A 25,008-nucleotide genomic window follows, 5' to 3' on the forward strand; every position below is an offset into this window, starting at 1 on the left:
ATGCTCTGTGCATGCCCGCCGAGCCGCTCCATCCCGCGCTTGCCCACGATCGTGCCGACGCCCCACGCTACGGCGCGGTCGCCATGGGGCTGCACTGGCTGCTCGCGCTGCTGATCGTCGCCTCCTTCAGCGTCGGCCTCTACATGGCCGGCCTGCCCTTCTCGCCGATGCGGCTCAAGCTCATCAACTGGCACAAGTGGGCCGGCATCACGATCCTGACGCTTTCGGCCTTGCGCCTGCTGTGGCGCCTGTCACACCCGCCGCCGCCGCTGCCAGCCTGCATCGTGGAGGCGATGCCGGGCTGGCAGCTCGTCGCGCACCGCGGCACGCATCTGCTGCTGTATTTGCTGTTCTTCGCCGTCCCCCTGTTCGGCTGGGCCTACAGCTCGGGACTGGGCATTCCGATCGTCTGGTTCGGCCTCGTGCCGCTGCCGGACTTCGTGCCGGTGGACAAGGACTTCGCCGAGGCGGTGCTGAAGCCGATGCACAAAGGCAGCGCCTTCACGCTGGCCGCCGTGGTGCTGCTGCACGCGGCGGCGGCGCTCAAGCATCACTTCGCCGACCGCGACGGCCTGCTCGATCGCATGTGGCCTTTTTCGCACCAGGGACACCCAAGATGACAAGACTTCCAATCGCCTGGCGGGCACTCTGGGCCGCCGCTGCGGCGCTCGCGACGGCGGGGCCGGCGAGCGCCGCAGAACCGATGGCGAAGCTGGTCCCCGGCTACGGCCAGATCGTCTTCGTCACCAAGCAGATGGGCGTGCCGGTCGAAGGCGCGTTCAAGAAGTTCGACGCCCAGATCGCCTTCGACCCGCAGAAGCCCGAGGGCGGCACGGTCTCTATGCAGATCGACATGGGCAGCGCCACCCTCGGCGTGCCGCAAAGCGACGCCGAACTGCCCAAGGCGCCGTGGTTCGACACCGCGCGATTTCCGAAGGCCAGCTTCCAGTCGAGCGCCATCAAGAGCCTCGGTAGCGGGCACTTCGAGGTCGCGGGCAAGCTGACGATCAAGGGCACCACGCAGTACGTCATGGTGCCGGTGACCATCACGCAAGCCTCGGGGCAGTCGGTGGCGACTGGAAGCTTTACGATCCAGCGCCTCGCCTTCAAGATCGGCGAGGGCGAATGGACCGACACCTCGATGGTCGGCGACGACGTGCAGGTGCGCTTCAAGCTCGTGCTCGCCGGCCTGCGTCCGATTTGACCTGACCTTCGTTCATTCTTTGCATCGCCCCATTCGAAAGCTCGTCATGATGAAGTCCATTGCCGTCGCTGCGCTCGCGGCCGCAGCGACCCTCGCCGCCGCACAGCAGGCACCGGAAATGGCCGCCTTGCCGGCAGGAGGTCCGGTCAAGGGCGCCAGCTACGTGGTCGACCCGACCCACACTTTCGTGATGTACGAGATGGGCCACTACGGCACCACCACCAACCGCGGCCGCTTCAGCACCAAGGACGGCACGGTCAAGATCGATACCACGGGCAAGAACGGCAAGATCGACATCACGATGGACATCGGCTCCATCAACACCGGCGTCGACCTGCTCAACCGCCACGTGCTGAGCAAGGACTTCTTCAACGTCGCGGAATTTCCGACCGGCCGCTTCGTGGCCGACAAGATCGATTTCAACGGCGACAAGGTCGCCGAAGTCGACGGCACGCTCACGCTGATGGGCCAGACGCGGCCCATCAAGCTCAAGGCCAGCCGCTTCGGCTGCTACCTCAGCCCGCTGATCAAGCGCCAGGTCTGCGGCGGCGACTTCGAGACCATCGTGGAGCGCAGCGACTGGGGCATCACCTGGGGCATCAACTTCGGCTTCGAGAACAAGGTGCGGCTCCTGGTGCAGGTCGAGGCGGTCAACATCACGGACCGGCCGAGCTAGGGCGCGATCGCTTCCTCGCTGCCGGTCCGAGGGCGAGCTCGAACTGTTCGAGCGCTTGAGGATGCCCACTCAAGGCCCTGCGCAAAGCAGGCAGGCGGGTTCTCGCCACTTCCTTGAGTGCGGCTGGCGCATCCCGAAACGAATCGGACAGAAGCTCGTCTTGCTGCTCGGCCAGGACGGCTCCCAGGGTCGCTGCCTGCAGCAGGTCCTTTTCGGCTTTCTCGGGCTTGGCCTTGCGCTCGGCGCTCGCGTAGAGCTTTTGCCAGACGAAGCGCTCCGGCTGCGGCAACGTCAAAGGGATGCAATGGCCGCCGGCAAGCGATGCGGCGCGACTTGGCTCCGCGAGCAGATAGTCATAGTGGGGCACGGTCTCGGCATGCCATTTCAGCTGCGGCAGGGGAACGGTCTTTCCAAGCTCCTCGCCATGCGTCAGAACGTCGACTCGCAATCCATCCCTGCCCTTGAGCTTCACGGAAGTCGAGGGCGCCTGGCTTGGAATCCCGGGAACAGGATGAAAACCAAGCCTGGTGGCTTCCATCGCTTCAAGAAAGGACGCCGGCGCTGCAAGCCTCAGCTTTTGCCGGGCGGCAATGTCGACGTCCTGCGTGCGGGCCGATACCGCCATCGCTCCGAGTTCGTTCAACCAGGCCATGAAGCCCAAGGTTCCGACCAGTGCGAGGCACGCGCCCAGGATGCCCGCGTTGTGAAGCTCGACCAGCACGCTCGCCACGCCTTTGTCCGCCACCTGGAAATCGAGCTTCCTGAGATTTCTCACCTGGGCGCTTGTCCATTGGGCGAACTCGATCTCGCGGGACACTTCGTCGAGTGCCGCGGTGTCCCCGTCTTTGCAGACGATCTGCTCGGCCTTCTTGCCAGGCGCCGGATAGAAGACCCGATACCAGTAGGCATAGCCTGTCCCCCGGCGCAACTGAAGGCTCCCGGGCGTTCCTTGAAGAAGGCGGCCCGCAGACGCAGTGCGTTCCTTGAGCTCGGCGTACTGCGTGCGGAAAGCCAGCTCATGCATGCGGTACAGGGCGTGCTGGACAGGCATGGATTTCTTACCCCACAAAACTGCATTTTATGTGGTAAGTCCGATCCTGAGCTGTACGTCCGCGCTGCAACATTCAGCAACAAGCTTCACGGAACAGGCGGGTCCTGCTTTACGCGGGCCAGGTGCAATGACCCCAACGGCACTTCATGCCTTCAGGAGTTTCTTCATGAACATCGCGCACACCCGTTTCTTCAAGTGGATCGCCGCCGGCGCCTTCTCCGCCGCAGCCGTGCTGGGCGCCACGTCCGCCAGCGCCAGGGACCTGGCCGTGTCGGTGGGCATCCATGTGCCAGGGGTCGCCGTCGGCATTGCCAGCCCGGTCCACTATGCCCCGGCGCCGGTCTACTACGACCCGCCGCCGCGGCACTACCGTCCGGCTCCCGTGTATGACTACCACCGCCCGCCGCCGCGGCACTTCTACCGCCATGAATACCGCGACGAGTACCGGCACGGTGATCGCCATCACTACCGTCATGACCGTCATGACCGTTATGACCGTCATGACCGTTATCGCTACTAATGAGGTCTAGAGCAGGCTCTCCGGCGCCAGCGGCGCCAGCAGCTCAAGCATCAGGTGGTCCCAGAAGCCCGCATCGGGCTCGCTGGTGAGCACCTGTTCGACGCCGGCCTCCTCGCTCACCCATTCCATTTTCTCGGTGCCGGGCGCGAAGCGCACCTTGTAGGCGCCCTGCTGCTTGAGCACCTCGACCAGCTTCAGCACCTGCTGCGCCATCTCGCGGCTGAAGATGAAGAGGCCGATCTCGGTGTTGTGCACTTCCGAGCGCGGGTCGAAATTCATCGAGCCGACGAAGAGCGTGCGCCCGTCGATCACGGCCGACTTGGCGTGCAGGCGTCCGATCTGCGTGCCGAACAGGCCCAGGCGCACGCTGCGCCGCGTGCGCACCGAGCTCAGCTCGTGGATCTCGGCGCCGAGCCGCAGCATGTCGGCCCGGTAGCGGCGGTAGCCGGTGTGGACCACGGGCTCGTCGGTGGCGGCCAGCGAGTTGGTGACCACGCTGATCTTCATGCCGCGCCGGCGGATCTCGCGCAGCACCTCCAGCCCCTCCTTGCCGGGGATCAGGTAGGGCGACACCAGCGTCACGTCGGAACGCCCGCGCCGCATCTGCTCGACCACGTTGTAGCGCACGCTGTCGACGTCGAGCAGCGGCACGCCGCCGTAAGTGACCTGTTTGCCGATCACGCGCTCGGGCGAATCGGCATACGCCTCGGCGGTGGTCCAGATGAGGTCGAGCTTGCCGGCGTTGAGGTTCTCGACGATCGGGCTGTAGCCCAGCAGGTCATTGGGCGCCGGCGGACGTGGTGCCGGGGTGGTGGCCGGGGCAGTCAGCTCCTCGAAGCGCCGCTGCCGTTCCTCCCGCGCGAGCGTGGGCGCGACCACGGTTTCGATCGGCCGCACGTGCTCGCTGTTCCAGTACAGGTCGAACAGGCTGGAAAGGCGCGGGATCAGGGCGCCGGCGACGAAGGTGTCGAGGTCGATGAAGTTCGCGCCGGCCGTCTGCGTGAAGTACGGGTTGCCGATGTTGCGCCCGCCGGCCACCGCCATCGCGCCGTCGGCGATGAAGAGCTTGTTGTGCATGCGCCGGTTGACGCGGCTGAAGTCGAAGAGCGAGGCCGAGAAGCGCCTGAGCATGCTGCCGCGCCCGGCCGGAAACGGGTTGAAGAGCCGCAGCTCGAGGTTGGGTGTGGCGGCCAGCGCGAGCAGCAGCTCGTCCTCGCCCGCGGTGTAGAGATCGTCCATCAGGAGCCGCACGCGCACGCCGCGCTGGGCCGCGTCGCGCAGTGTGCGCAGCAGGTAGCGGCCGGTCTCGTCGTTGTCGATCTGGTAGTACTGGACGTCGAGCGTGCGCTCGGCGCGGCGCGCGAGCTCGAGCCGCGTGTTGAGCGCGAAGTCGCCGCTGGGCATGAGCCGGAAGCCGCTCAAGTCCGCATCCGGCTGCGAGGCCTTGGCGATGCGGCCCAGCACGGTGCCGGTGGACAAGGGCATCGCCTTGGACGGCGTGCGCTCGAATTCGGCCGGCAGCATCGCGCAGCCGCTGGCGAGAAGAAGCACCGCCATCAAGACCAGGCCGAGGCGAATCCAGCTTGGGAGCGGACTCGGACGGCGACTCATCGCTAGAGTGCCTTGCGCAGGTTCGCAGGCGCGATGCGCAGTGCCTCGCGGTACTTGGCCACCGTGCGGCGCGCGCACTCGATGCCCTGCTCCTTGAGCATCTCGGACACCTGGCTGTCGGACAGCGGCTTCCTCACGTCCTCGGCGCTCACGAACTGCTTGATCAGCGCGCGCACCGCGGTGCTGGAGGCGTTGCCGCCGGTTTCGGTGCCGAGCGCCGAGCCGAAGAAGTACTTGAGCTCGACGGTGCCATAGGGCGTGGCCATGTACTTGGCGGTGGTCACGCGGCTGATGGTGGATTCGTGCAGGCCCAGCTCGTCGGCGATCTCGCGCAGCACCAGCGGCCGCATCGCGAGCTCGCCGTGCACGAAGTAGCTCTTCTGCCGCTCGACGATCGCGTTGGAGACCCTGAGGATGGTGTCGAAGCGCTGCTGGATGTTCTTGATGAACCAGCGCGCTTCCTGCAGCCGCTGCGACAGCGCCTGGCTGCCCTCGCCCTTGTGCTGCTTGAGCGCGCCGGCATAGATGTCGTGCACGCGCAGCCGCGGCATGACCTCGGGATTGAGCATGACGCGGAACTTCGCGTTGGTGCCGTGGCCGATGCGCGTGACGATCACGTCGGGCACGACGATGTTGCGCTCGACGTCGACGAAGCGGCGCCCCGGCTTGGGCTCGAGCCTGGCGATCAGCTGCAGTGCGGCGCGCACCTCGTCTTCGTTGCTGCGCGTGAGCGTGGCCAGGCGCTTGAAGTCGCGCCGCGCGAGCAGCTCCATCGGCTGCTTGCAGATCGCGATGGCGGTCTTGCGCACCTGGGCCTCCTCCTCGCTCTCCTTGGCGCTCGCCAGCTGGCGCAGCTGGATGGTCAGGCATTCGCCGAGGCTGCGGGCGCCGACGCCGGCCGGCTCCAAACTCTGCAGCAGGCCCAGCGCGACCTGGAAGTGATGCACCAGTTCGTCGAACTGGTCGTTGTCGTCGCCCGCGAGGCCCGAGGCCAGCGCCGGCAGCGAATCCTCGAGGTAGCCGTCGTCGTTGAGCGATTCGATCAGGAAGCGCAGCGCGGCGCAGTCGTTCTCGTCCAGGCGCAGCGACAGCGCCTGCCGGTGCAAGAAGGACTGCAGCGATTCCTGGCTGCGCGCGAGCTCGGTCGCATCGGTGCGCTCGTCGTCGCCGAGGTTGTTGGCGCGCGCGGGCGCATCGCCGCCCCATTCGCTGTCGTCGGGCGCGAGGTCGACCGTACCGTCGCCCTCCCAGTCGGGTTCGCTGTCGGCGGGCGCAGCCGCTTCGGCATCGCCGTTGGCGGCGACCGCCACCTCGGCCGGCGCCGCGGCCGGGCCGGGGACGAAGTCAGCCTCGCCCTCGGCCTGGCGGTCTTCGTCGCGCACCGGCGCATCGGCCGCCTCGAGACCGAACTCCTCGCGCGGCGCCTCTTCGGCCGTGCGTTCGAGGAACGGGTTCTCGTCGAGCATCTGCTCCACTTCCTGGCTCAATTCGAGCGTGGAGAGCTGCAGCAGCCGGATCGACTGCTGGAGCTGCGGCGTGAGCGCCAGGTGCTGGGAAACGCGAAGCGAGAGCCCTTGCTTCATCGAAGTACGGTCCCCTACATCCGGAAATGCTCGCCCAGGTACACGCGTCGTACCTCGGCGTTGTCGACGATCTCCGAAGGCGTGCCTTGTGCCAGCACATGCCCGTCGCTGATGATGAAGGCGTGATCGCAGATGCCCAGCGTCTCGCGCACGTTGTGGTCGGTGATGAGCACGCCGATGCCGCGTTCCTTCAGGAAACTGATGATCCGCTGGATCTCGATCACCGCGATCGGATCGATGCCGGCGAAGGGCTCGTCCAGCAGGATGAAGCGCGGCTGCGTGGCCAGCGCCCGCGCGATCTCGACGCGGCGGCGCTCGCCGCCCGACAGCGCCAGCGCGGGCGAATCGCGCAGATGGTCGACGCGCAGGTCGTGCAGCAGTTCGCCGAGGCGTTCCTCGATGCGCTGCTTCGACAGCGGCACCGGCCGGCCCGCGTCGTCGAGTTCGCGCTGCAGCTCGAGCACGGCGCGCACGTTCTCCTCGACCGTGAGCTTGCGGAAGATCGAAGCTTCCTGCGGCAGGTAGCTCAAGCCCATGCGGGCGCGGCGGTGGATCGGCATGTGCGCGATCGGTTCGCCGTCGATGCTGATTTCGCCCGCATCCGCCCGCACCAGCCCGACGATCATGTAGAAGGAGGTGGTCTTGCCCGCGCCGTTGGGCCCCAGCAGGCCGACCACCTCGCCCTTTTGCACGCCGAGCGAGACGTCCTTGACGACCTTGCGGCTGCCGTAGCTCTTCTGCAGGCCGCGCGCCTCGAGGCGGCTGCCCAGGACTTCGTTGCCGCCGCTCACTTGCGCTGCTCTCCGCCGAGCGTGGTGGTCGAGCGCAGGCCCGTTCCGGACGCCGGCGCGGAGGCGGCCGGCGCCGCCGGCCTGGCGGACCCGGCAGCGGGCGCGGAGGCGGCCGCCTTGGGCGTGAGGATGGCCTTGACGCGGCCGCCGGGCTGGGTCGCCACGCCCGCATTGGGCGGCAGCGGCGAGCCGTTGACGGTGAAGGTGTCGTTGCTCTGGTCGTAGACGATCAAGGGTCCGCTGCTTTCGTCGTTGGGTGTCGCGCCGACCAGGCGACGCATCACCGCACGGCGGATGAACTTCACGTTGTCGGCGCGGCTGTCGTACTCGATGACTTCCGACTCGCCCTCGATCCACTCGTCGGGGCCGGCGTCGCGCTTCTGCTTGAAATAGGCCAGCTTGCCGGGCGCGGCCGTGACGATGCCGTACTGGTAGCCCTCGGGATCCTGCCGCACGTCGATGCGGATGCCGCGGATGATGATGGTGCCCTTGGTCACCACCACGTTGCCGGTGAAGACGCTGGTCTGCTTGAGGTCGTCGTAGCGCATGGCGTCGGCCTCGATGTTCATCGGCTTGGTGCGGTCCGCCTTCTCGGCCTGCGCCGCCGACACGAAGCCGGCCACGCCCAAGGCGAATACGAAAGCGCGACAAAGGTGGCGAGAAACGGAGGAGGAATGTAACGATGTCATAAAAGGCACGAAACTTGCTGGGCGATTGTATGCGGCCTCATGGATCCGGTTTCCGCCGGCGGATGAAAAAGCCCGCCGAAGCGGGCTTCCTGCTGGTTGCCGCGACGAGCGGCGGGAGGCGCTTTTTTACGCGCTCTTGCGCGCTTCGCCGACCAGGAAGTCAGTGACCTGCAGCGCGCGGTCCATGCTGCGCGCGAGTTCGCCGTCCGTATACCACCTGCCCGCGATGCCCATCGCGGGCACGCCGGCCACTTGGTAAGCATCCTGCAGCTGCTTGGCGCGCTGGATCTTGCTCGCCACGCTGAAGGACTTGAAGTTCTCGGTGAACTTGGCCTTGTCGAGGCCGTTGGCCGCGGCCCAGTCGATGATCTGCTGCTCGCCCGAGAGGTTCTGGCGCTGCTGATGGATCGCGGCGAACACCTTGCGCTGGTATTCGTCGACCTTGCCCATCGCTTCCAGCGCGTAGTAGAGCCGCTGCTGCGGCTGGAAGCTGGGCTGGAAGGCGACCGGCACGCGCTTGAAAGACACGTGGGCGGGCAGCTTCTTGATCCAGGTCTCGAGCGTCGGCTCGAAGGCGTTGCAATGCGGGCAGCTGTACCAGAAGAACTCGATCACCTCGATCTTGCCGGCCGGCGCGTCGACCGGCACGCGCTTGTCGAGCACGGCGTAGTCGGTGCCCGCCTTGGGCGCGAGCGCCTGGGCGTGCGAAGGTGAGGCGAGGGGAAGAAGCCCCAGCGAAGTGGCGGCCAGCGAAAAGTCACGACGTTTCATATTAAGAAGTTCTCCTGTGCGGCTGACAGAGCCCGCGGCTGGCCCGGAGTTCCCGGACCGGCGAGCTTGAGTATGGATGAAGGCTCAGCGCTGGACGCGCACCAATGCAGATTCGAGGCCACCGCCGTCGAGCCGCTCCTTGAGCCGGTCCGCATCTTCCTTCTTGTTGAAAGGCCCCGCGCGCACGCGGTAGACGGTGCGGCCGGCCTGCTCGCGCTCGGTGATGCGCGCTTCCACGCCCATCAGCGAAAGCTTGGCGCGCTGCGCCTCGGCGTCCTCGGGGGTGCGGAAGGCGCCGGCCTGGACGAAATACATGAAAGGATCGGTGCTGGCGCTGGGCGCCGCGGCGGCGGTGGTGGCGCCGGGGCTGGCGCCCGAACGTGCCCGCGCGAGATCGCCGATCGGGTCGTTCGATGGCGGCACCGCGTTGGCTTCGGCCGGCAGGGGCGGCCGTCCGGCGCGCTGTGGTTGTTGCTGCTGCGCGCCGGGTGGCACCACCACGGGCGCCGGCGCGGTCGGCGGCGTGGGCGCCCCCGCCGTGGCGGGCTGGGGCGGTGCGGGCGTCGCGGGTGCCTGCGGGCGGGCGGCGCCTGCCTTGCCGGCGAGCGGGCCGTTGGGGTCCCAGTCGCGGTTCTTGCGCGCCTCGGCTTCGTCTTGCTCGGGGCCGCCGCGCTGGGTCTTGGTCATGAAGGGGATCGGCACCTTGGTCACATAGACCGCGATGCCCAGCGCCACGCCCAGCCCCAGCACCAGGCCGACGATCAGCCCGATGACAATGTTGCCGCTCTGTCTTTTAGTCATGGTTCGAAATCACATCTTGCGCGGCGCGCTCACGCCGAGAATTGCCAGCCCATTGTGCAGCACCTGCGCGGTGGCCGCGACCAGCGACAGGCGGGCCCGCTTGACCGGCTCCTCGTCCACCAGGATGCGCTCGGCGTCGTAGTAGCTGTGGTAGCAGGCAGCCAGTTCGCGCAGGTAGAAGGTGACGTCGTGCGGCGCAAAATCCTTGGCCGCGGCCGCGAGCATGTCGGGGTACCTGGCCAGCAGCAGCAGCAGCGCCTGCGCGGCCGGGCTTTGCAGCGGCGCGAGCTCGACATCCGCCAGCGCGGCCGCATCGCCGCCCCAGGCCGCCAGCACCGAGCAGATGCGCGCATGCGCGTACTGCACGTAGTAGACCGGGTTGTCGTTGTTCTGCGCCAGCGCGAGGTCGATGTCGAAGGTGTATTCGGTGTCGGGCTTGCGGCTCAGGAGGAAGAAGCGCACGGCGTCGGTGCTGGTCCACTCGATCAGGTCGCGCAGCGTCACGTAGCTGCCGGCGCGCTTGCTGATCTTGACCTCTTCGCCGCCGCGCATCACGCGCACCATGGTGTGCAGCACGTACTCGGGATAGCCGGCCGGGATGCCGACGTTCGCGGCCTGCAGGCCGGCGCGCACGCGCGCGATCGTGCCGTGGTGGTCGGTGCCCTGGATGTTGACCACCTCGCCGAAGCCGCGCTCCCACTTGGCGATGTGATAGGCGACGTCGGGCACGAAGTAGGTGTAGCTGCCGTCGCTCTTGCGCATCACGCGGTCCTTGTCGTCGCCGTAGTCGGTCGACTTCAGCCACAGGGCGCCGTCCTGCTCGTAGGTCTTGCCGGCCTCGATGAGCCGCTTCACCGTCGCCTCGACCCGGCCGCTGGTGTAGAGGCTCGATTCGAGGTAGTAGTTGTCGAAGCGGACCTGGAAGGCCTTCAGGTCCAAGTCCTGCTCGTGGCGCAGGTAGGCCACGGCGAACTGGCGGATCGAGTCGATGTCGTCGACGTCGCCGCTCGCGGTGTATTCGCGGTCGTCCGAGCGCACAGTCTTCTTCGCCTTGAAGTCTTCGGCGATGTCGGCGATGTATTCGCCGTTGTAGGCCTGCTCGGGCCATTCGGCATCGCCGGGCTTGAAGCCCTTGGCGCGCAGCTGGGTGCTGGTGGCGAGCGTCTGGATCTGCACGCCCGCGTCGTTGTAATAGAACTCGCGCCAGACCTGCGCGCCCTGCGAGGCGAGCAGGTTGCAGATCGCGTCGCCGAGCGCGGCCTGGCGGCCGTGGCCCACATGCAGCGGGCCGGTCGGGTTGGCGGAGACGAACTCGACCAGCACGCGATCGCTGCGCGCGGGCTGGCGGCCGAAGGCCTCGCCCGCGGCCAGCACCTCGCGCACCACCTGCTGCTTGGCAGCGGTCTTGAGGCGGATGTTCAAGAAGCCGGGGCCGGCGATCTCTATGGCATCGACCCACTGCGCGAAGGCCGGGGTGGCCTGGAGCGCGGCGCTGATGTCCTCGGCCAGTTCGCGCGGCTTGCGCGCCAGGGGCTTGGCGAGCTGCATCGCAGCGGTGCTTGCGAAATCGCCATGCGCCGCGACCTTGGGCGATTCGAACGCGGCTTTGGCGCCGGCGCCGGGCGAGAAGGATTCGAGCGTGTTCGCGAGCGCCGCGAGCAGCTTCTGTTTGACCAATAGCATCGCGGGATTTTACCGGGGGCAAACCCGGCCCCGGCCGGCCATGGTCATCCAGGCGTTGCCTCGGGCCGTTAGCATGGGCGGCCCCGGCCGGGGCTCCTGTCACAACCACCCTTGAGGACACCTACACCATGAAGAAGCTTCTCTCCCTGTTTGCCGTGGCCGCCTGTCTCTCCATCGGCGTCGCGCATGCGCAGGACAAGGCCCCCACGGCCCAGCAAAGCAAGATGGCGACCTGCAACAAGGACGCCGGCGACAAGAAGGGCGACGAGCGTAAGGCCTTCATGAAGACCTGCCTCTCGGCCAAGCCGGTGACGCAGCAGGACAAGATGAAGAGCTGCAACGCCGACCCCAAGGCCAAGGCGCTGAAAGGCGACGAGCGCAAGGCCTTCATGAAGGAATGCCTCTCGGCCAAGCCGGCTGCCTGAGCGACGCCGCAAGCTGGCTAAGAAAAGCCCCGCAGGCTTCGGCCTGGCGGGGCTTTTTCTTTGCGCTCAGCGCACTTCGCAATCGACGGTGTTGCTCTTCGTGCCGCTGGTGCCGCTGGAAGCCGAGGATGAAAACACCGGCGGCGGGGTGAATTTGAGGCCGGGGTTGATGGGCAATACCACCGGCGGCTGCACGAAGGAGGGTGTGAAGCCAAACTGCCCGGCCGAGAATTGTTGCGACCCTCCCTTGTTCGACAGGTTGACCAAGCCGTCGATCACGTGCACATACAGGCCTGGCGCGAGCGCGCCCGGCACGGAAGGTGCGCGCGGCACGGAGGGGATCTGGACCTGCGCAACCCTCTCCCAGACGGGCAAGGCTGTCCCCGCATCGCTTCGCACCGGGCTGGCGGCTGAGGCCAGGCTGGCTTGCGCATAAGCGCGCCGCGCCACGGCGACGGCCGGATCCGGCCGGTAGAAGAGATTGAAACTGCCTGCGCCGGCATCGACGGTGGTTTCGCCGGCCTCGATGGCCAGGCGGCCGGCGCCGGGGGTTGCGCTTGCGACCACCTGCAGCTGACCGGCGGCCAGCTCGAGCGTGGCGGCACTGGCGATCTTCAGCCGGGTCTTGGGGCCCAGCACGGCCTGGCGGCCGTCGGCCAGGCCGATGCGAACGTAGGTGTCCTGCTCGCTCGTCAGGGTGTCGCCCACGTCGATCACGGATTGCGGCGACAGCACTTTCAGCACGCCATCGGCCTTGACGGCCATGACGAAGCCGCTCAGCTGCGTCACCTGGGCGGCCGGCGTGCCGGCGTGGGCTTGCGCTCCGCAGAGCGACAGCGCGGCCAGGAAGGATGCGAGGACAGGGAATTGGAGGTTCATGGTCGGCCCCGGTTAGTTGCAGTACATCTTCTTGGTCGGCTCGTTCTTGGCGCCGACCGTGTCGCTCGCCGCTTCCTTTGTTTCTTCCTTGGTCGCTTCTTTCTTGGATTCCGACTTGACGACCGGCTGAGACACCGTGGTGCTGACGGTGTTGATGATGTCGACGGTCGTGTTCACGGCCTGGGTGAGGGGCGTTGACGAGAGGGTGGTCTGCACAGGTGGCAGCACGACCGAGCAGCCCATCAGTGCAGGGGTCGCGGTGCAAGCGGCGAGGTTCGGCAGCACGGCGGAGCAACCCGTCGTGCTGGGTGCACTGATGCATTGCGACAACGTTGGCAGCACGGCAGAACACCCCGACCGCGTGGGCACGGCCGTGCAGGTGCCGAGGCTCGGCAGGATCACGCTGCATCCGGGCATGCTGGGCGTGCTGGTACAGGCGGCCAGGCTGGGCAGCACGGCGCTACAGCCGTCCATGGCCGGGTCGGCGATACATGCGCTCAGCGTGGGGAGCGCTGGCGCAGGCGCAGGTGACAGGGGCGGCGCAGGCGGCGGCAACACGACCGAGCAGCCGGCGGTGGCCGGATTTTCCTGGCAGGCCGCCAGGGTCGGCAGCACCGCGGCGCAGCCTGTCAGCGCCGTGTCGGCCATGCAGTCGGCCAGCGAGGGGCGCAGCACGATGCCCTGCGCCGTCACGCGGCCGCTGATCGAATCTACGGTGGACTGGTTGTCGAAGGTGGCCGCGGAGGTCAGCACGATGTTGCCCGCCTGCGAACTGACGGGGCTTTGCAGCGTGAGGTTGCCGGCGACGTCGATGTTGATGGGGCCGCTGCCCAGCGAAGTGATGCCGGTTTCGGGGCCGGCCATGCCGATGATCAAGGGCGTGTTGTTGCCGCGGAAATTGAATCCGCCGGCCCCGCTGGCAAAGCCGGCCAGCTGCTGCACCTGGTTGCCCGCGTGGGTGAGGTTGACCGATCCGGTGTCCGCGCGGGCCGACAGCGTCACCACGGTGATGGGCGCCGTCTGGTTGATGTCGCCCGCAGCGGTGCGCAGTTCGAGCCGGCTGCCGGGCCCGCCGGTGATGGCCCCGTTGATGTTGATGCCCGCGGCGGCATGCAGCGCCAGGCTCGTGTCGCTGGTCCACGTCACGGCGTCAACCACCTGGATGATGCCGGCGCCCGTGCCCGCCGCGTTGTCGGTGGTGACCACCACCATGCTGCTGGCGAGCGCGGCCTGCAGCGTGCCGACGGTCAGCAGCGAGTCGCTCACGGCGCCGGTGGCGACGAAGGTGGCGGCCGAGCTATCGGTGCCCACCATGCCCGCGGCGGTGGCGCTGGCCTGGTCGTTCGCGATGTAGATGTTGGTCGGGTCCAGCAGCAGGGTGCCGGTGCGGCCGTTCGGCGCGCGCGTATCGACGCGGCCGCGCATGTCCAGCGTGTGGCCCGAGGTTTCGATGAAGCCGCCGTCGCCCGAGCGGGCGCCGCCGCGGGCGCTGATGCTGCCGTAGACGCGCGTGATGCCGTCGGACCAGGCGATCACCTTGCCGCCGTTGCCGGATCCGATGGCGTCGGCGCGGATGCTGGCGTCGCCGGAAACGTAGAGCTGCTGGGCATTGGCGATGGCCGGGTTCTGGCCGCGATAGTCGCCGCCGGCCAGCACGGTGCCGCCGCCGGCCTCGCCGCTGGCGTCCACGCGCGCGTTGCCCGCCAGGCCCACGCGCTCGCCCAGGAGATGAATGGTGCCGCCGGTGCCGGTGCCGGCACCCGTGGCGCTGGTCAGGCTGCCGCCCTCCAGCAGCAGGTCGCCGCTGGCCTTGAACACGATCTGCCCGCCGGCGCCCACCGTCGCGCTGTCGGCGCTGACCAGGCCGCGCTGGTTGACCAGGTTGCCGTAGATGCCGATGCGCCCGCTTTGCGCCACGATCTCGCCCAGGTTGACGGCCTGGTCCTGCGGCGCGCTGACCACGACGTGCAGGGCCGGGTTGGCGCTGTCGGCCAGCTTCACGCTGCGACCCGCGGCCAGCACCACGTCGCCGCCGGGCGAATGGATGAGGCCGCTGTTCTGGACGTCCGGCGCGATCAGGATCACGTGGCCGCCTTCCGGCGTCGAGATCCGGCCCTGGTTGGCGACGCGGCCCGCCACGGGGCCGGCATTGAAGTTCATCCTGCCGGCCAGGAAATCGCTGTTGGAGATCGCCAGGCTGGAAGCCACCAGCCCGTTCACGTCCACCCGCGAACCGGCGCCGAACACAACGCCGTTGGGGTTGACCAGGAAGACGCGGCCGTTCGACTGCAGGGCGCCCAGGATCATCGAAGGCTCCTGGCCCGTGATGCGGTTGAGCACCGTGCTGGTGGGGCTCTGCTGGATGAAGCGCGTGACCTCGCCGGCCGCGATCGAAAACCCGGGCCACTGGATGATGGTGCCCGGGGTGTTGGTGATCGCGCGGACATTGCCCAGTTGCTGGAAGCTGGCCTGGCCGTGGACGACGGTCTGGGCTACAGCCCCGCCCGCGCCGGCGAGCATGAGCGCGGCTGCCAACAAGCCCCGTGCAGTTCGTGCGTGGGTTGTTTTCATTTTTTTCATCCCTCGGGTCATGTCAGTAGGAAAGCGACAGGGCGACGTGCACCCGGCTGTCGCCGGACGCGCGCACGCCGCCGCCGTCGATCACGCGGGCGTAGTCCACCTGCAGGCTGGCGCGCCGGTCCATGGCGAATCGCAGTCCCAGGCCCGCGCTGGAGATGGACGTGCGCTGCTCTTCGCCGGGCAGCGCCTTGTTGCGCGACACGCTGGCAGCGTCGACGAAGGCCAGCGCGCGGCATTGCACGACGATGGCAGCCGTGGCCGGGCACCAATTGGGCGTCTGGATTTCCACGTTGGCGAACTGGCCCTTGTCGCCGGCGACCTCGCGCTCCTGGAAGCCCCGCACCGAACCGGCGCCGCCGGCGCCGAACTGCTCGCCGGAGACGAGTGCCGAACGGGTGGCCTGGCCGTTGAACTGCAGGCGCAGCTGCCAATCGTCCGCCAGCCGCCGGCTGTAGGCCGCGCCGTAGCGCAGGATGCGGTAGCTGGCCGAGGCGCCGGCGCGCTGGCGGGCGAAATCCTCGCTGCGGCCGTTCGACCCGCCGGGGATGTTCTGCAGGCCGATGAGCTGGACCCCGAGCACGGCGGCGGGCAGGGCCCATTGGCCGGAATAGCCGAGCGACAGCGGATGGACCGTGACCTCGCCGCCCAGCTGGGCGCCCTCGAGGTCGATGTCGTTCTTGTAGGTCCGCCAGTCGACGCCGTAGATCAGCGTGGAGCTCAGGTCGCCCCACTGCGGCAGGTTGTGGTTGTAGCGCGTGCCCAGGACCGTTCCCTTGCCGCTGACCTGCAGGTTCAGCACGCCAGCCGTCAGCATGCCGGAGTTCACGTCCGAATGGCTGGCGAAGAAATCCAGCGAATCGCCCAGCGCATACAGCGGCACGTGGTAGCCCGCACCGAACACGCTCAGCTTCGAAGGCTTCTCGGCCGACGTGATGTACTGCAGGCTCGCCACGTGGTCCAGGCCCCAGAGGTTGGCATGCTGGTAGAGCGTGCTCAGGCGCGTGCGGCCGATGTCGGCGTTGCCGGTGTTGTCGGCGGCGAGGCCGATGCGCCATGGCTTGTCTTCGGCCACGCGGACAACGGCGGCGACCTCGTCGGGCTGCTCGGCAGCCTGCAGCGCCAGCGTGATCTGCTTGGCGGGATTGGTGTTGGCCACTTTCAGGCTCGCCGAAACGTCGCGGATGTTGGGCGTGGCGCCTTCCTTCAGTGCCGGCAGGCTGGCGCGGATGTTGGCGGTCGAAAAGCCTTGGTTGCCTTCCACCGCGACGCGGCGGATGCGCGGCTCGATCACCTTGACGCGCACCACGCCCTGGGCGAGCTCCTGCTCGGGCAATTGCACGAGGACCACGCTGTAGCCGCGCCGGCGGTACGCCTGCTGCAGCGCTTCCACCGCGCGCCGCACGTCGCCGAAGTTGCGCGCCGGGCCGGCAAAAGGAGCCAGCAGGCCATCGACCTCTGCGCTGGGCAGCAAGCTGTTGCCCTCCACGGCGAAGCGGGAAATGGCAAATCGGGGTCCGCTGCTGCCAGCCTCGTCGGCGGCCTGAACGGCAGGCGCGGCAGCGGCGAAGGCCGCGAAGATCAGGAACATCTGGGTACGACGCAGCCGCATCCCGCTTTTGGTTGTTTTCATTGGGAGGCCAGGTCGAAGTAGCGGGCGTGGATTGCCGCCGGCGGGTTATACCGGCGGCAAGGCGCAACGCCGGCCAAAGGACCGTCGATAACTTCTCCTCGTGTGACCTAATGCCGCCAATCGAGGGAACACCGCAGCACTTTTCTTACTTCAGCACACTGAAGAGGTTGTTGAAGTCGTCGGTCCAGGGCTTCTGGCCCGAGATCGGCTCGAGGACGGAAGTGGCGCCGCGGATCGGGTCGCGCACCAAGGCCTGCGGGTCGCGCGACACCAGCACCCAGTCGGTCTCGTGCAGGCTCGTCGATTTGTCTGGCTGGTCCACCACCAGCGCCGCGTGCAGGCCCTTGGCGCGCGCGATCTTGTCGACCACCGGCGCCAGGGCCAGGTAGCGATTGCTCACATGGAAGGCGATCACGCCGCCGGGCTGCATGTGGCGCAGATAGACATCCATCGCCTCTGCCGTGATCAGGTGAACGGGTATCGAGTCGCCCGAGAAGGCATCGACCGCGAGCACGTCGAATCGTTGCGGGCTCTCGCGCTCCAGCGCGAGCCGGGCATCGCCCAGCACCCGCTCGATGCGCGCCGCACTGTCGGCCAGGAAGCTGAACTCGCGATCGGCCAGCTCGAAGACCAGCGGGTTGATCTCATAGAAGCGGTAGATGTCGCCCGGCCGGCCGTAGACCGCCAGGGTGCCGGCGCCGAGGCCGATCAGCCCGACGCGGCGCGGGCCCGCCGGCGCGGCGGCGATCGCGCGTCCGATACCTGAGGTGGGCCCGTAGTAAGTCGTTGGCTCGCGGCGCAATGCGGGCGCGAGGTACTGCTCGCCGTGCTTGATCGAGCCGTGATAGAGCTTGCGCATCGCGCCCTTCGCACCGCTGCGCGTTTCCGTGGTGAGCAGCGCGCCGTAGAAATTGCGCTCCATGCGAAAAATGCCGACCGCATCGCTCTTCACCTGCTGTACGAAGAACCAGGCGCAGCAACCGGCCAGCGCCAGCGAGGCCGCGAGGCCGATGCGCTTGCGGCGCCACAGCGCGGCAGCAACCAGCGCGCACAGGACCAGGCCGAGCCCCAGCTCGTAGTAGGCCGGCAAGACATGCGGTGCGACGAGCCCCACGCTCACGCCGCCGATGGCGCCGCCGAGCGAGAGCATCAGGTAGAAGCGCGTGAGCCAGGCCGCCGCGGGACGCATGCGGGCCATCTCTCCATGCAGGAACATGCACAGGGCGAACAGGCCGACGACGTAGATCGGCAGCGCGGTCTTGATGTTGGTGCCGATGCGGTGCTGCAACCCGAAGGCGCACAGCAGGAGCATCGCTGCGGCCAGCGGCAGGAACACGCGGCGGCGGTACCAGCGGTCACTCTCGAAGGTGAGCACGAAGGTCAGCAGGTAGACCGACAGCGGCAGCACCCACAGGAAGGGGATGGACGCCACGTTCTGCGTGATGTGGTTGGTGATGGCGAGCAGCAGCCACGAACCGAGCGCCGGCAGCGCGAGCCAGAGCAGGTAGTTGGTGCCGCGCGGCTTCGCGGCCGGCGCAGCGGCCGGCGCGGACGCGGGCGCGGCTTGCGTGGCCGTGGTCCAGTTCCGCGCCATGTACAAGGTGGTGCTCGCACACAGCAGCACGAAGACGGCGTAAGCCACCGACCAGCCCCAGGCCTGGTGCAGCAGTGTGCTGCGCGGCTCGATCAGGAGCGGATAGCACAGGAGCGAGACCAGCGAGGCCAGGTTCGACAGCGAGAAGTAGCGGTACACCTGCGCACCCCAGGGCGTGCGCGCCACCCAGGACTGCACCAGCGGCCCGGTGGTGGAGAGCAGGAAGTACGGCAGGCCGATGGTGCCGACGAGCAGGCCGAGGATCCACAGCGTCGGGTCTTCGGTACCGATCGGCTTCCAGCGCGCGCTGGTCACGATCGGCAGGAAGACGAGGCTCGCGAGCAGCAGCGCGACATGCAGCCGCGCCTGCGCGCGCACGCCGAGCCGGCGCGTGATCCAGTCCGAGTAGGCATAACCTGCCAGCAGCACGACCTGGAAGAACACCATGCAGATCGACCACACCGCGGCCGAGCCGCCGAACCAGGGCAGGATCTGCTTGGCGATCAGCGGCTGGACCAGGAACAGCAGGAAGGCACTGGCGAAGATGGTGCCGGCGAACAGTGCCTTGACGTAGGCCGGCCGCATGCCGGCCGCGCCTCGCGAGAACCCCTTGATCGTCATGCAGGCGTTCTCGGACCCGGACCCTACTTCAGCACGCTGAAGAGATTGTTGAAATCGTCGGTCCAGGGCTCGAGGCTCGCAATCGGCTCGGGCGCAGAGGTCGCGCCGCGGATCGGATGGCGCATCAGCGCCTGCGGATCGCGCGCGACCAGCACGTAGTCGGTGGCGCGAAACGGGGTGCTCTCCGCCTCGTCGTGAACCAGCGCCCCGTGCAGGCCCTTGGAGTCTGCGATCTTCTGGATCACCGGGGCCAGCGCGATGTAGCGGTTGGTGACGTTGAAGACGATCACGCCGCCCGGCTGCATGTGCCGCAGATAGACATCGATGGCCTCGGCAGTGAGCAGGTGGACGGGCACCGCGCCGCCCGAAAACGCATCGACCGCCAGCACGTCGAAGGCCTGCGGGCTGTCGCGCTCGAGCGCCAGCCGCCCGTCGCCAGTCACGCGTTCGATGCGCGCGGCGCTGTCGGCGAGGAAGCTGAACTCGGTGTCCGCTAGCTTGTACACCTGCGGATCGATCTCATAGAAGCGGTAGACGTCGCCGGCCCGGCCGTAGGCCGCGAGCGTGCCGGCACCGAGCCCGATCACACCGACGCGGCGCGGCCGCAGCGGCGCCGCGGCGATCGCCCGCCCGATGCCGGAGTCGGGGCCGTAGTAGGCCGTCGGCTCGCGCCTGCGCGCGGGCGCCAGGTATTGCTCGCCGTGCTTGACCGAGCCGTGGTACATCTGGCGCACGTCATCGGCCGGATCGGCGCGGTGCGAGTCGAACGTGATCACCGTGCCGTAGAAATTGCGGACCATGCGCCGCGCGCCGGTCACGTCGTGGCGCACCTGCAGCACAAGGAACCACGCGCAGCAGGCGGCGAGCGCCAGCGTCGAAAACACCAGGATGCGCCGGGTGCGCAGCAGCGCCACGCCGGCGAGTGCGACGAGCACCAGGCCGATGCCCAGCTCGTAGTAGGCCGGCAGCACGTGCGGCGCCACCAGCCCCACCGTCACGCCGCCTGCGGCACCGCCGAGCGACAGCATGAGATAGAAGCGCGTGAGGTAACGCGCGCCTGGGCGCAGCCGCGCCATCTCGCCGTGCAGGAACATGCACAAGACGAACAGGCCGGCGACATAGATCGGCAGCCCGGTCTTGACGTTCGAACCGATGTTGTCCTGCAGCCCGAAGGCGCAGAGCACCAGCATGACCGCCGCCGCCGGCAGCACCACGCCGCGGCGGTACCAGCGGTCGCTCTCGAAGGTCAGCACGAAGGTCAGCAGGTACACCGACAGCGGCAGCACCCACAGGAAGGGGATGGACGCCACGTTCTGCGTGATGTGGTTGGTGACCGCCAGCAGCAGCCAGGACGCGAGCGCCGGCAGCGCCAGCCACAGCAGGTAGTCGGCGGTGCGCGGCGGCGCGTCGGGCACGGCGGTGGCGCGATCGACCTTCGAGGCGGGCACGACCGTGCTCGCGGCCCAGCGGCGCGAGACATAGAGCGTGGTGGCGCTGCACAGCACGGCGAAGAGACCGTATCCCCATGACCATCCATAGCTCTGCTGAAGCACCGTACTGCGCGGTTCGATCAGCACCGGGTAGCTCAAGAGCGAGACCAGCGAGGCCAGGTTCGACAGCGAGAAGTAGCGGTACACCTGCGCACCCCAGGGCGTGCGCGCCACCCAGGACTGCACCAGCGGCCCGGTGGTGGAGAGCAGGAAGTACGGCAGGCCGATGGTGCCCATCAACAGGCCGAGGATCCACCAGGTCGGATCTTCGGCACCGGTCGGTTTCCAGCGCGCGCTGGTCACGATCGGCAGGAAAGCCAGGCTCGCCAGCAGCAGCGCGACGTGCAGCCGGGTCTGCGCGCGCACGCTCAGCCGGCGCGTGATCCAGTCCGAGTAGGCGTAGCCCGCCAGCAGCACCACCTGGAAGAACACCATGCACACCGACCACACCGCCGCCGAGCCGCCGAACCACGGCAGGATCTGCTTGGCGATCAGCGGCTGCACCAGGAACAGCAGGAAGGCGCTGGTGAAGATGGTGCCGGCGAACAGCGCCTTGACGTAGGCCGGCTTCATGCGGGGCTAGCTCCGCGCGCCGAAGCCGCGTGCCAGGAAGGCGGCGACCAGCGGGATCAGCACGAGCAGGTGCGCCTGGATCATCACCAGCCGCCGGGTCTTCTTGATCTCGGCCTCGCTCGGCAGGGTGCCGGTGGAACGCACCGCCTTGCGCCAGCGGAAGTAGGTCAGCGTCGGGAAGATCGAGATCACGCCGATGATGATGAAGAGCGTGAGCTTCACGTGCAGCAGCGGATTGGTCCAGTACCAGGTGGTGCCCTTCATGCCCCACCAGGTGCGCGCGACGCCGGTCGCGAGCACGGCGATGGCGGAGAAGCCGTAGACCATGTCGACCTTGGCGAGGCGCTCGACCACCGCGGAGTTGAGCCACTGCACGCGGCACAGCGCGGCTTCGCTCGAGATGAAGACCACCATCGTGAGGATGGCCAGGATGTGCAGGTAGGCAAGGATCGCTTCGAGGGTCATCGTGGTTTTTCCTGTTGTTTCTACTGCGCAGCGATTGTGCCGCCCCAGAACTCCGGCCGCGCATAGTGCGCCTTCAGAAAATCGAGCCACAGCCGCACGCGCAGCGGCAGATGCTTGCGTTGCGGGAATACCGCGTAGATGCCGTTGGGCGGCGCGGCGAACTCGTCGAGCAGCGGCACCAGCAGGCCGGCGTCGATCTCGGCCTCCACCTCCCAGGTGCTGCGCCAGGCGATGCCGTGGCCGGCCAGGCACCAGTCGTGCAGCACCTGGCCGTCGGAGCAATCGAGCGGGCCGGTCGGCTTGAGGTAGATCACTTCGTGCTCGCCGCCCGCGGTCGGCACGCGAAAGGCCCAACCGCGGGTCTGCGAGGCATCGCTCGACAGGCTGAGGCAGGCGAAGCGCGCCAGCTCGCCCGGATGCCGCGGCGCGCCGTGGCGACGCACGAACTCGGGCGTAGCGACGCAGCGGCGCCGGTTGTCGGCCAGGCGCAGGCTCACCAGCGAGGAGTCCGGCAGATCGCCCACGCGCACCGCGCAGTCGTAGCTCTCGCCTGCCACGTCGATCACGCGGTCGCTGAGGTTGAGCGAGATCGTGACTTCGGGGTGCAGCTCGTGGAAGCGCGGCACCAGCGGCGCGACATGGCGCCGGCCGAAGCCCGCCGGTGCCGTCACGCGCAGATGGCCGGCGGCCTTGACGCCGCCGGCGCTCACGCTGGCCTCGGCGTTCGCGAGCTCGACCAGCAGGCGCTGGCAGTCCTCGAGGAAGGCGCTGCCCTCGTGCGTGAGCGTGATGCGGCGCGTGGTGCGCAGCAGGAGCTTGACGCCGAGGCGCTCCTCCAGCGCATCCAGGCGCCGGCCCATGATCGCCGGCGCCACGCCCTCGGCCTTGGCCGCGGCCGTGAGGCTGCCGCGGGTGGCGATGGCGACGAAGGATTCGAGTTGCTTGAGTCTGTCCATGGCGGGGCGTCAATGATGCATGCGCTGCCGGCGCCACCAATCCCAGCTCCGAATTTTGATATTGATACTACATTTCTTGTAGCGTATGCTACTCACCATGTGGGCCATCCTGATCGTCACCCTTCCGACCCAGCCCAACGCGGTGCGCCTGCGCATCTGGCGGGCGCTCAAGGCGCTGGGGTGCGCGGCGCTGCGCGACGGCGCCCACCTGCTGCCCGACGCGCACGCATCGATCCTGGAGTCCCTGGCCGCCGAGGTGCGCGAGCACGGCGGCACGGCGTCGGTGATGACGCTGTCGCCGCGCGACGAGGCCCAGCGCGTCGAGGTGCTGGCGCAGTTCGATCGCACCGATGCCTATGCGCAGTGGCGCGAAACCGCGACGGCGCTGCAGCTCGAACTCGAAGGCCTGGCCGAAACCGAGGCCAGGCGCAGGCAGCGCGGCGTGGCCGACGCGCTGCAGGCCTTGCGCGGCATCGACTACTACCCCGGCCCGGCCGCCGAACAGGCCGAGTCCGAACTGCTGGCGCTGCGGCGCACGCTCGACGCCAGGTTCTCCAAGGGCGAACCGCAGCCGCGCCCGAACGACGGCATCGAGCGACTGGATCGGGCCCGGTTCCAGGGCAAGCGCTGGGCCACCCGCGCGCGCCCGTGGGTGGACCGGCTGGCCTGCGCCTGGCTGGTGCGGCGTTTCATCGACCCGGCGGCCGAGTTCGTCTGGCTGGACGGGGCCCGCGCCCCGGTTCGCACGCCGCGCGGCGCCATCGGCTTCGACTACGACGGCGCGCGCTTCACCCACGTCGGGACGCGCGTCACCTTCGAAGTAATGGCCGCGAGCTTCGGCCTGGAATCCGATCCGAGGCTGCAGCGCGTCGCCGGCGCGGTGCACTATCTCGACGTCGGCGGCATCCCCGTGCCCGAAGCGGCCGGGCTGGAAGCGGTACTGGGCGGCCTGCGCGAAGTGCACGCCAAGGACGACAAGCTGATCGCCGCCGCGGCGGCCGTATTCGATGCGCTGTATGCGGCGCCGGGAGCATCTTCGTGAGCGCCACTTTGGAGAAAACGGGCGAGGCGATCGCCGCGCCCGACCCCGTCAGCTTCGGCGCGGCCTTCCGCTTCTGGCTCAAGCTCGGCTTCATCAGCTTCGGCGGGCCGGCGGGGCAGATCGCGATCATGCACACCGAGCTGGTCGAGCGCCGGCGCTGGATCAGCGAGAAGCGATTTCTGCACGCGCTCAACTACTGCATGCTGCTGCCCGGTCCGGAGGCCCAGCAGTTGGCCACCTACATCGGCTGGCTCATGCACCGCACCTGGGGCGGCATCGTCGCCGGCGCCTTGTTCGTGCTGCCCTCGCTCTTCATCCTGATCGCGCTTTCGTGGATCTACCTGCGCTTCGGCGACGTGCCGGTGGTGGCCGGCATCTTCTACGGCATCAAGCCGGCCGTGACGGCGCTGGTGCTGCACGCGGCGCACCGCATCGGCACGCGCGCGCTCAAGAACCCCTGGATGTGGGGCATCGCGGCGGCGGCCTTCGTGGCCATCTTCGCTTTCGACACGCCCTTCCCGGCCATCGTCCTCGCGGCCGGGCTGATCGGGCACTTCGGCGCGCGCCGGGCGCCCGCCGTGTTCGCGCTCGGCGGCGGCCACGGCAGCCAACAGCAGAGCTACGGACCGGCGCTGATCGACGACGACACGCCGACGCCGGCACACGCGCGCTTCTCGCGCAGCCACCTGGCGAAGCTGCTGGCCGTCGGGCTGGGTGCATGGGCGCTCGCGATGGGCGCGCTCGTCGCCATCCAAGGCCTGCAGGGCACGTTGACGCAGATGGGCTGGTTCTTCACCAAGGCGGCGCTGCTGACTTTCGGCGGCGCCTACGCGGTGCTGCCCTATGTCTACCAGGGCGCGGTCGAACAGCACCATTGGCTCAGCGGCGCGCAAATGATCGACGGCCTGGCCCTGGGCGAGACGACCCCGGGCCCGCTGATCATGGTGGTGGCCTTCGTGGGCTTCGTCGGCGGATGGGCGAAGCAGGTGCTGGGACCCGATGCGCTGTTCCTCGGTGGGGCACTGGCTGCCACGGTCGTCACCTTCTTCACCTTCCTGCCCTCCTTTATCTTCATCCTGGCGGGCGGGCCGCTGGTCGAGTCGACCCACGGCAAGCTGGGCTTCACCGCGCCGCTGTCCGCGATCACCGCGGCGGTGGTGGGCGTGATCCTGAATCTCGCACTGTTCTTCGCGTACCACGTGCTGTGGCCGCAGGGCTTCGGCGGCCGCTTCGATTTCGTCTCGGCCGTCATCGTCGTGGCCGCGGCCATCGCCCTGTTCCGCTTCAAGCTCGGCGTGATGCCGCTGCTCGGCGCCTGCGCACTGGCGGGGCTCGCCGTCACGTTGGGCAGGCCGCTGCTTTTCCCCTGAGGA

The 25,008-nt window shown here is 68.3% G+C and carries 22 protein-coding genes; 7 read left to right on the forward strand and 15 right to left on the reverse strand.

Annotated elements, in window-relative coordinates; translation table 11 throughout:
• Positions 1 to 11 precede the first annotated feature (11 nt).
• From ACSQ89_RS27295 to ACSQ89_RS27305, 3 genes are read left to right on the forward strand one after another with little or no spacing between them, the layout of a single operon-like run.
• Positions 12 to 620, forward strand: coding sequence for a cytochrome b (locus ACSQ89_RS27295; protein ID WP_436292177.1), 609 nt, complete (start codon positions 12 to 14; stop codon positions 618 to 620).
• The gene (locus ACSQ89_RS27300) at positions 617 to 1,204 is read left to right on the forward strand and encodes a YceI family protein (protein ID WP_436292176.1); all 588 of its coding nucleotides are present in this window, start codon (positions 617 to 619) and stop codon (positions 1,202 to 1,204) included. Before ACSQ89_RS27295 ends, ACSQ89_RS27300 begins: the two co-directional genes overlap by 4 nt.
• A 49-nt stretch (positions 1,205 to 1,253) precedes the next feature.
• Entirely contained in the window at positions 1,254 to 1,880 is a 627-nt protein-coding gene (locus ACSQ89_RS27305) for a YceI family protein (RefSeq protein WP_436292207.1), read from the forward strand.
• Here ACSQ89_RS27305 and ACSQ89_RS27310 read toward each other — a convergent pair.
• Positions 1,861 to 2,904: a GSU2403 family nucleotidyltransferase fold protein gene (locus tag ACSQ89_RS27310; RefSeq protein WP_436296584.1), complete on the reverse strand. Its 1,044-nt coding sequence runs from the start codon at positions 2,902 to 2,904 to the stop codon at positions 1,861 to 1,863. The two genes, ACSQ89_RS27305 and ACSQ89_RS27310, sit on opposite strands and share 20 nt — an antisense overlap.
• Positions 2,905 to 3,097: 193 nt before the next feature.
• On the opposite strand from ACSQ89_RS27310, the gene ACSQ89_RS27315 reads away from it, so the two are divergent.
• Positions 3,098 to 3,451: a hypothetical protein gene (locus tag ACSQ89_RS27315; protein WP_436292174.1), complete on the forward strand. Its 354-nt coding sequence runs from the start codon at positions 3,098 to 3,100 to the stop codon at positions 3,449 to 3,451.
• Between the two features lie 6 nt (positions 3,452 to 3,457).
• Here the strand turns inward: ACSQ89_RS27315 and ACSQ89_RS27320 are convergent, their stop codons facing one another.
• From ACSQ89_RS27320 to argS, 7 genes are all read right to left on the reverse strand, one after another.
• Positions 3,458 to 5,062, reverse strand: coding sequence for a phospholipase D family protein (locus tag ACSQ89_RS27320; protein ID WP_436292173.1), 1,605 nt, complete (start codon positions 5,060 to 5,062; stop codon positions 3,458 to 3,460).
• Positions 5,063 to 5,064: 2 nt separating this feature from the next.
• Entirely contained in the window at positions 5,065 to 6,645 is a 1,581-nt protein-coding gene (locus ACSQ89_RS27325; protein WP_093109993.1) for an RNA polymerase factor sigma-54, read from the reverse strand.
• A gap of 14 nt (positions 6,646 to 6,659) precedes the next feature.
• Complete coding sequence (gene lptB / locus ACSQ89_RS27330; protein ID WP_093109992.1) at positions 6,660 to 7,436, reverse strand: LPS export ABC transporter ATP-binding protein; 777 nt, start codon at positions 7,434 to 7,436, stop codon at positions 6,660 to 6,662.
• On the reverse strand, positions 7,433 to 8,125 hold the full coding sequence (gene lptA, locus ACSQ89_RS27335; protein WP_436292172.1) for a lipopolysaccharide transport periplasmic protein LptA: 693 nt from the start codon (positions 8,123 to 8,125) through the stop codon (positions 7,433 to 7,435). Before lptA ends, lptB begins: the two co-directional genes overlap by 4 nt.
• A 126-nt stretch (positions 8,126 to 8,251) precedes the next feature.
• Positions 8,252 to 8,896, reverse strand: coding sequence for a thiol:disulfide interchange protein DsbA/DsbL (locus tag ACSQ89_RS27340; RefSeq protein WP_436292171.1), 645 nt, complete (start codon positions 8,894 to 8,896; stop codon positions 8,252 to 8,254).
• Between the two features lie 84 nt (positions 8,897 to 8,980).
• Positions 8,981 to 9,697, reverse strand: a complete 717-nt coding sequence (locus tag ACSQ89_RS27345) for an SPOR domain-containing protein (RefSeq protein WP_436292170.1) — start codon at positions 9,695 to 9,697, stop codon at positions 8,981 to 8,983.
• A 9-nt stretch (positions 9,698 to 9,706) separates the two neighbouring features.
• Complete coding sequence (gene argS, locus ACSQ89_RS27350; protein WP_436292169.1) at positions 9,707 to 11,380, reverse strand: arginine--tRNA ligase; 1,674 nt, start codon at positions 11,378 to 11,380, stop codon at positions 9,707 to 9,709.
• 128 nt (positions 11,381 to 11,508) lie between these two features.
• Here argS and ACSQ89_RS27355 point away from each other — a divergent pair, with 128 nt between their 5' ends.
• Positions 11,509 to 11,805 carry a PsiF family protein gene (locus tag ACSQ89_RS27355; protein WP_093109987.1) on the forward strand — a complete coding sequence of 99 codons (297 nt, stop codon included), beginning with the start codon at positions 11,509 to 11,511 and terminating at the stop codon, positions 11,803 to 11,805.
• 66 nt (positions 11,806 to 11,871) lie between these two features.
• Here the strand turns inward: ACSQ89_RS27355 and ACSQ89_RS27360 are convergent, their stop codons facing one another.
• From ACSQ89_RS27360 to ACSQ89_RS27390, 7 genes are all read right to left on the reverse strand, one after another.
• Positions 11,872 to 12,684, reverse strand: a complete 813-nt coding sequence (locus ACSQ89_RS27360) for a hypothetical protein (protein ID WP_436292168.1) — start codon at positions 12,682 to 12,684, stop codon at positions 11,872 to 11,874.
• A 12-nt stretch (positions 12,685 to 12,696) separates the two neighbouring features.
• Positions 12,697 to 15,255: a two-partner secretion domain-containing protein gene (locus ACSQ89_RS27365; RefSeq protein WP_436292167.1), complete on the reverse strand. Its 2,559-nt coding sequence runs from the start codon at positions 15,253 to 15,255 to the stop codon at positions 12,697 to 12,699.
• Between the two features lie 22 nt (positions 15,256 to 15,277).
• The gene (locus ACSQ89_RS27370) at positions 15,278 to 16,894 is read right to left on the reverse strand and encodes a ShlB/FhaC/HecB family hemolysin secretion/activation protein (protein WP_093109984.1); all 1,617 of its coding nucleotides are present in this window, start codon (positions 16,892 to 16,894) and stop codon (positions 15,278 to 15,280) included.
• Between the two features lie 145 nt (positions 16,895 to 17,039).
• Complete coding sequence (locus ACSQ89_RS27375; RefSeq protein ID WP_436292166.1) at positions 17,040 to 19,109, reverse strand: spermidine synthase; 2,070 nt, start codon at positions 19,107 to 19,109, stop codon at positions 17,040 to 17,042.
• A gap of 23 nt (positions 19,110 to 19,132) precedes the next feature.
• Complete coding sequence (locus tag ACSQ89_RS27380) at positions 19,133 to 21,172, reverse strand: spermidine synthase (RefSeq protein ID WP_436292165.1); 2,040 nt, start codon at positions 21,170 to 21,172, stop codon at positions 19,133 to 19,135.
• A 6-nt stretch (positions 21,173 to 21,178) separates the two neighbouring features.
• The gene (locus ACSQ89_RS27385; RefSeq protein ID WP_093109982.1) at positions 21,179 to 21,637 is read right to left on the reverse strand and encodes a DUF2214 family protein; all 459 of its coding nucleotides are present in this window, start codon (positions 21,635 to 21,637) and stop codon (positions 21,179 to 21,181) included.
• Positions 21,638 to 21,657: 20 nt separating this feature from the next.
• A complete protein-coding gene (locus ACSQ89_RS27390; protein WP_436292164.1) occupies positions 21,658 to 22,593 on the reverse strand; it encodes a LysR family transcriptional regulator in 936 nt (311 codons plus the stop codon).
• Between the two features lie 97 nt (positions 22,594 to 22,690).
• Between ACSQ89_RS27390 and ACSQ89_RS27395 the strand changes: the two genes are divergently transcribed.
• Positions 22,691 to 23,635: a chromate resistance protein ChrB domain-containing protein gene (locus tag ACSQ89_RS27395; protein WP_436292163.1), complete on the forward strand. Its 945-nt coding sequence runs from the start codon at positions 22,691 to 22,693 to the stop codon at positions 23,633 to 23,635.
• On the forward strand, positions 23,632 to 25,005 hold the full coding sequence (gene chrA, locus ACSQ89_RS27400) for a chromate efflux transporter (protein ID WP_436292162.1): 1,374 nt from the start codon (positions 23,632 to 23,634) through the stop codon (positions 25,003 to 25,005). Before ACSQ89_RS27395 ends, chrA begins: the two co-directional genes overlap by 4 nt.
• Positions 25,006 to 25,008: the final 3 nt, after the last annotated feature.

The organism is Variovorax sp. LjRoot175 (genome assembly GCF_964253805.1).
Taxonomy (GTDB): Bacteria; Pseudomonadota; Gammaproteobacteria; order Burkholderiales; family Burkholderiaceae_C; genus Variovorax.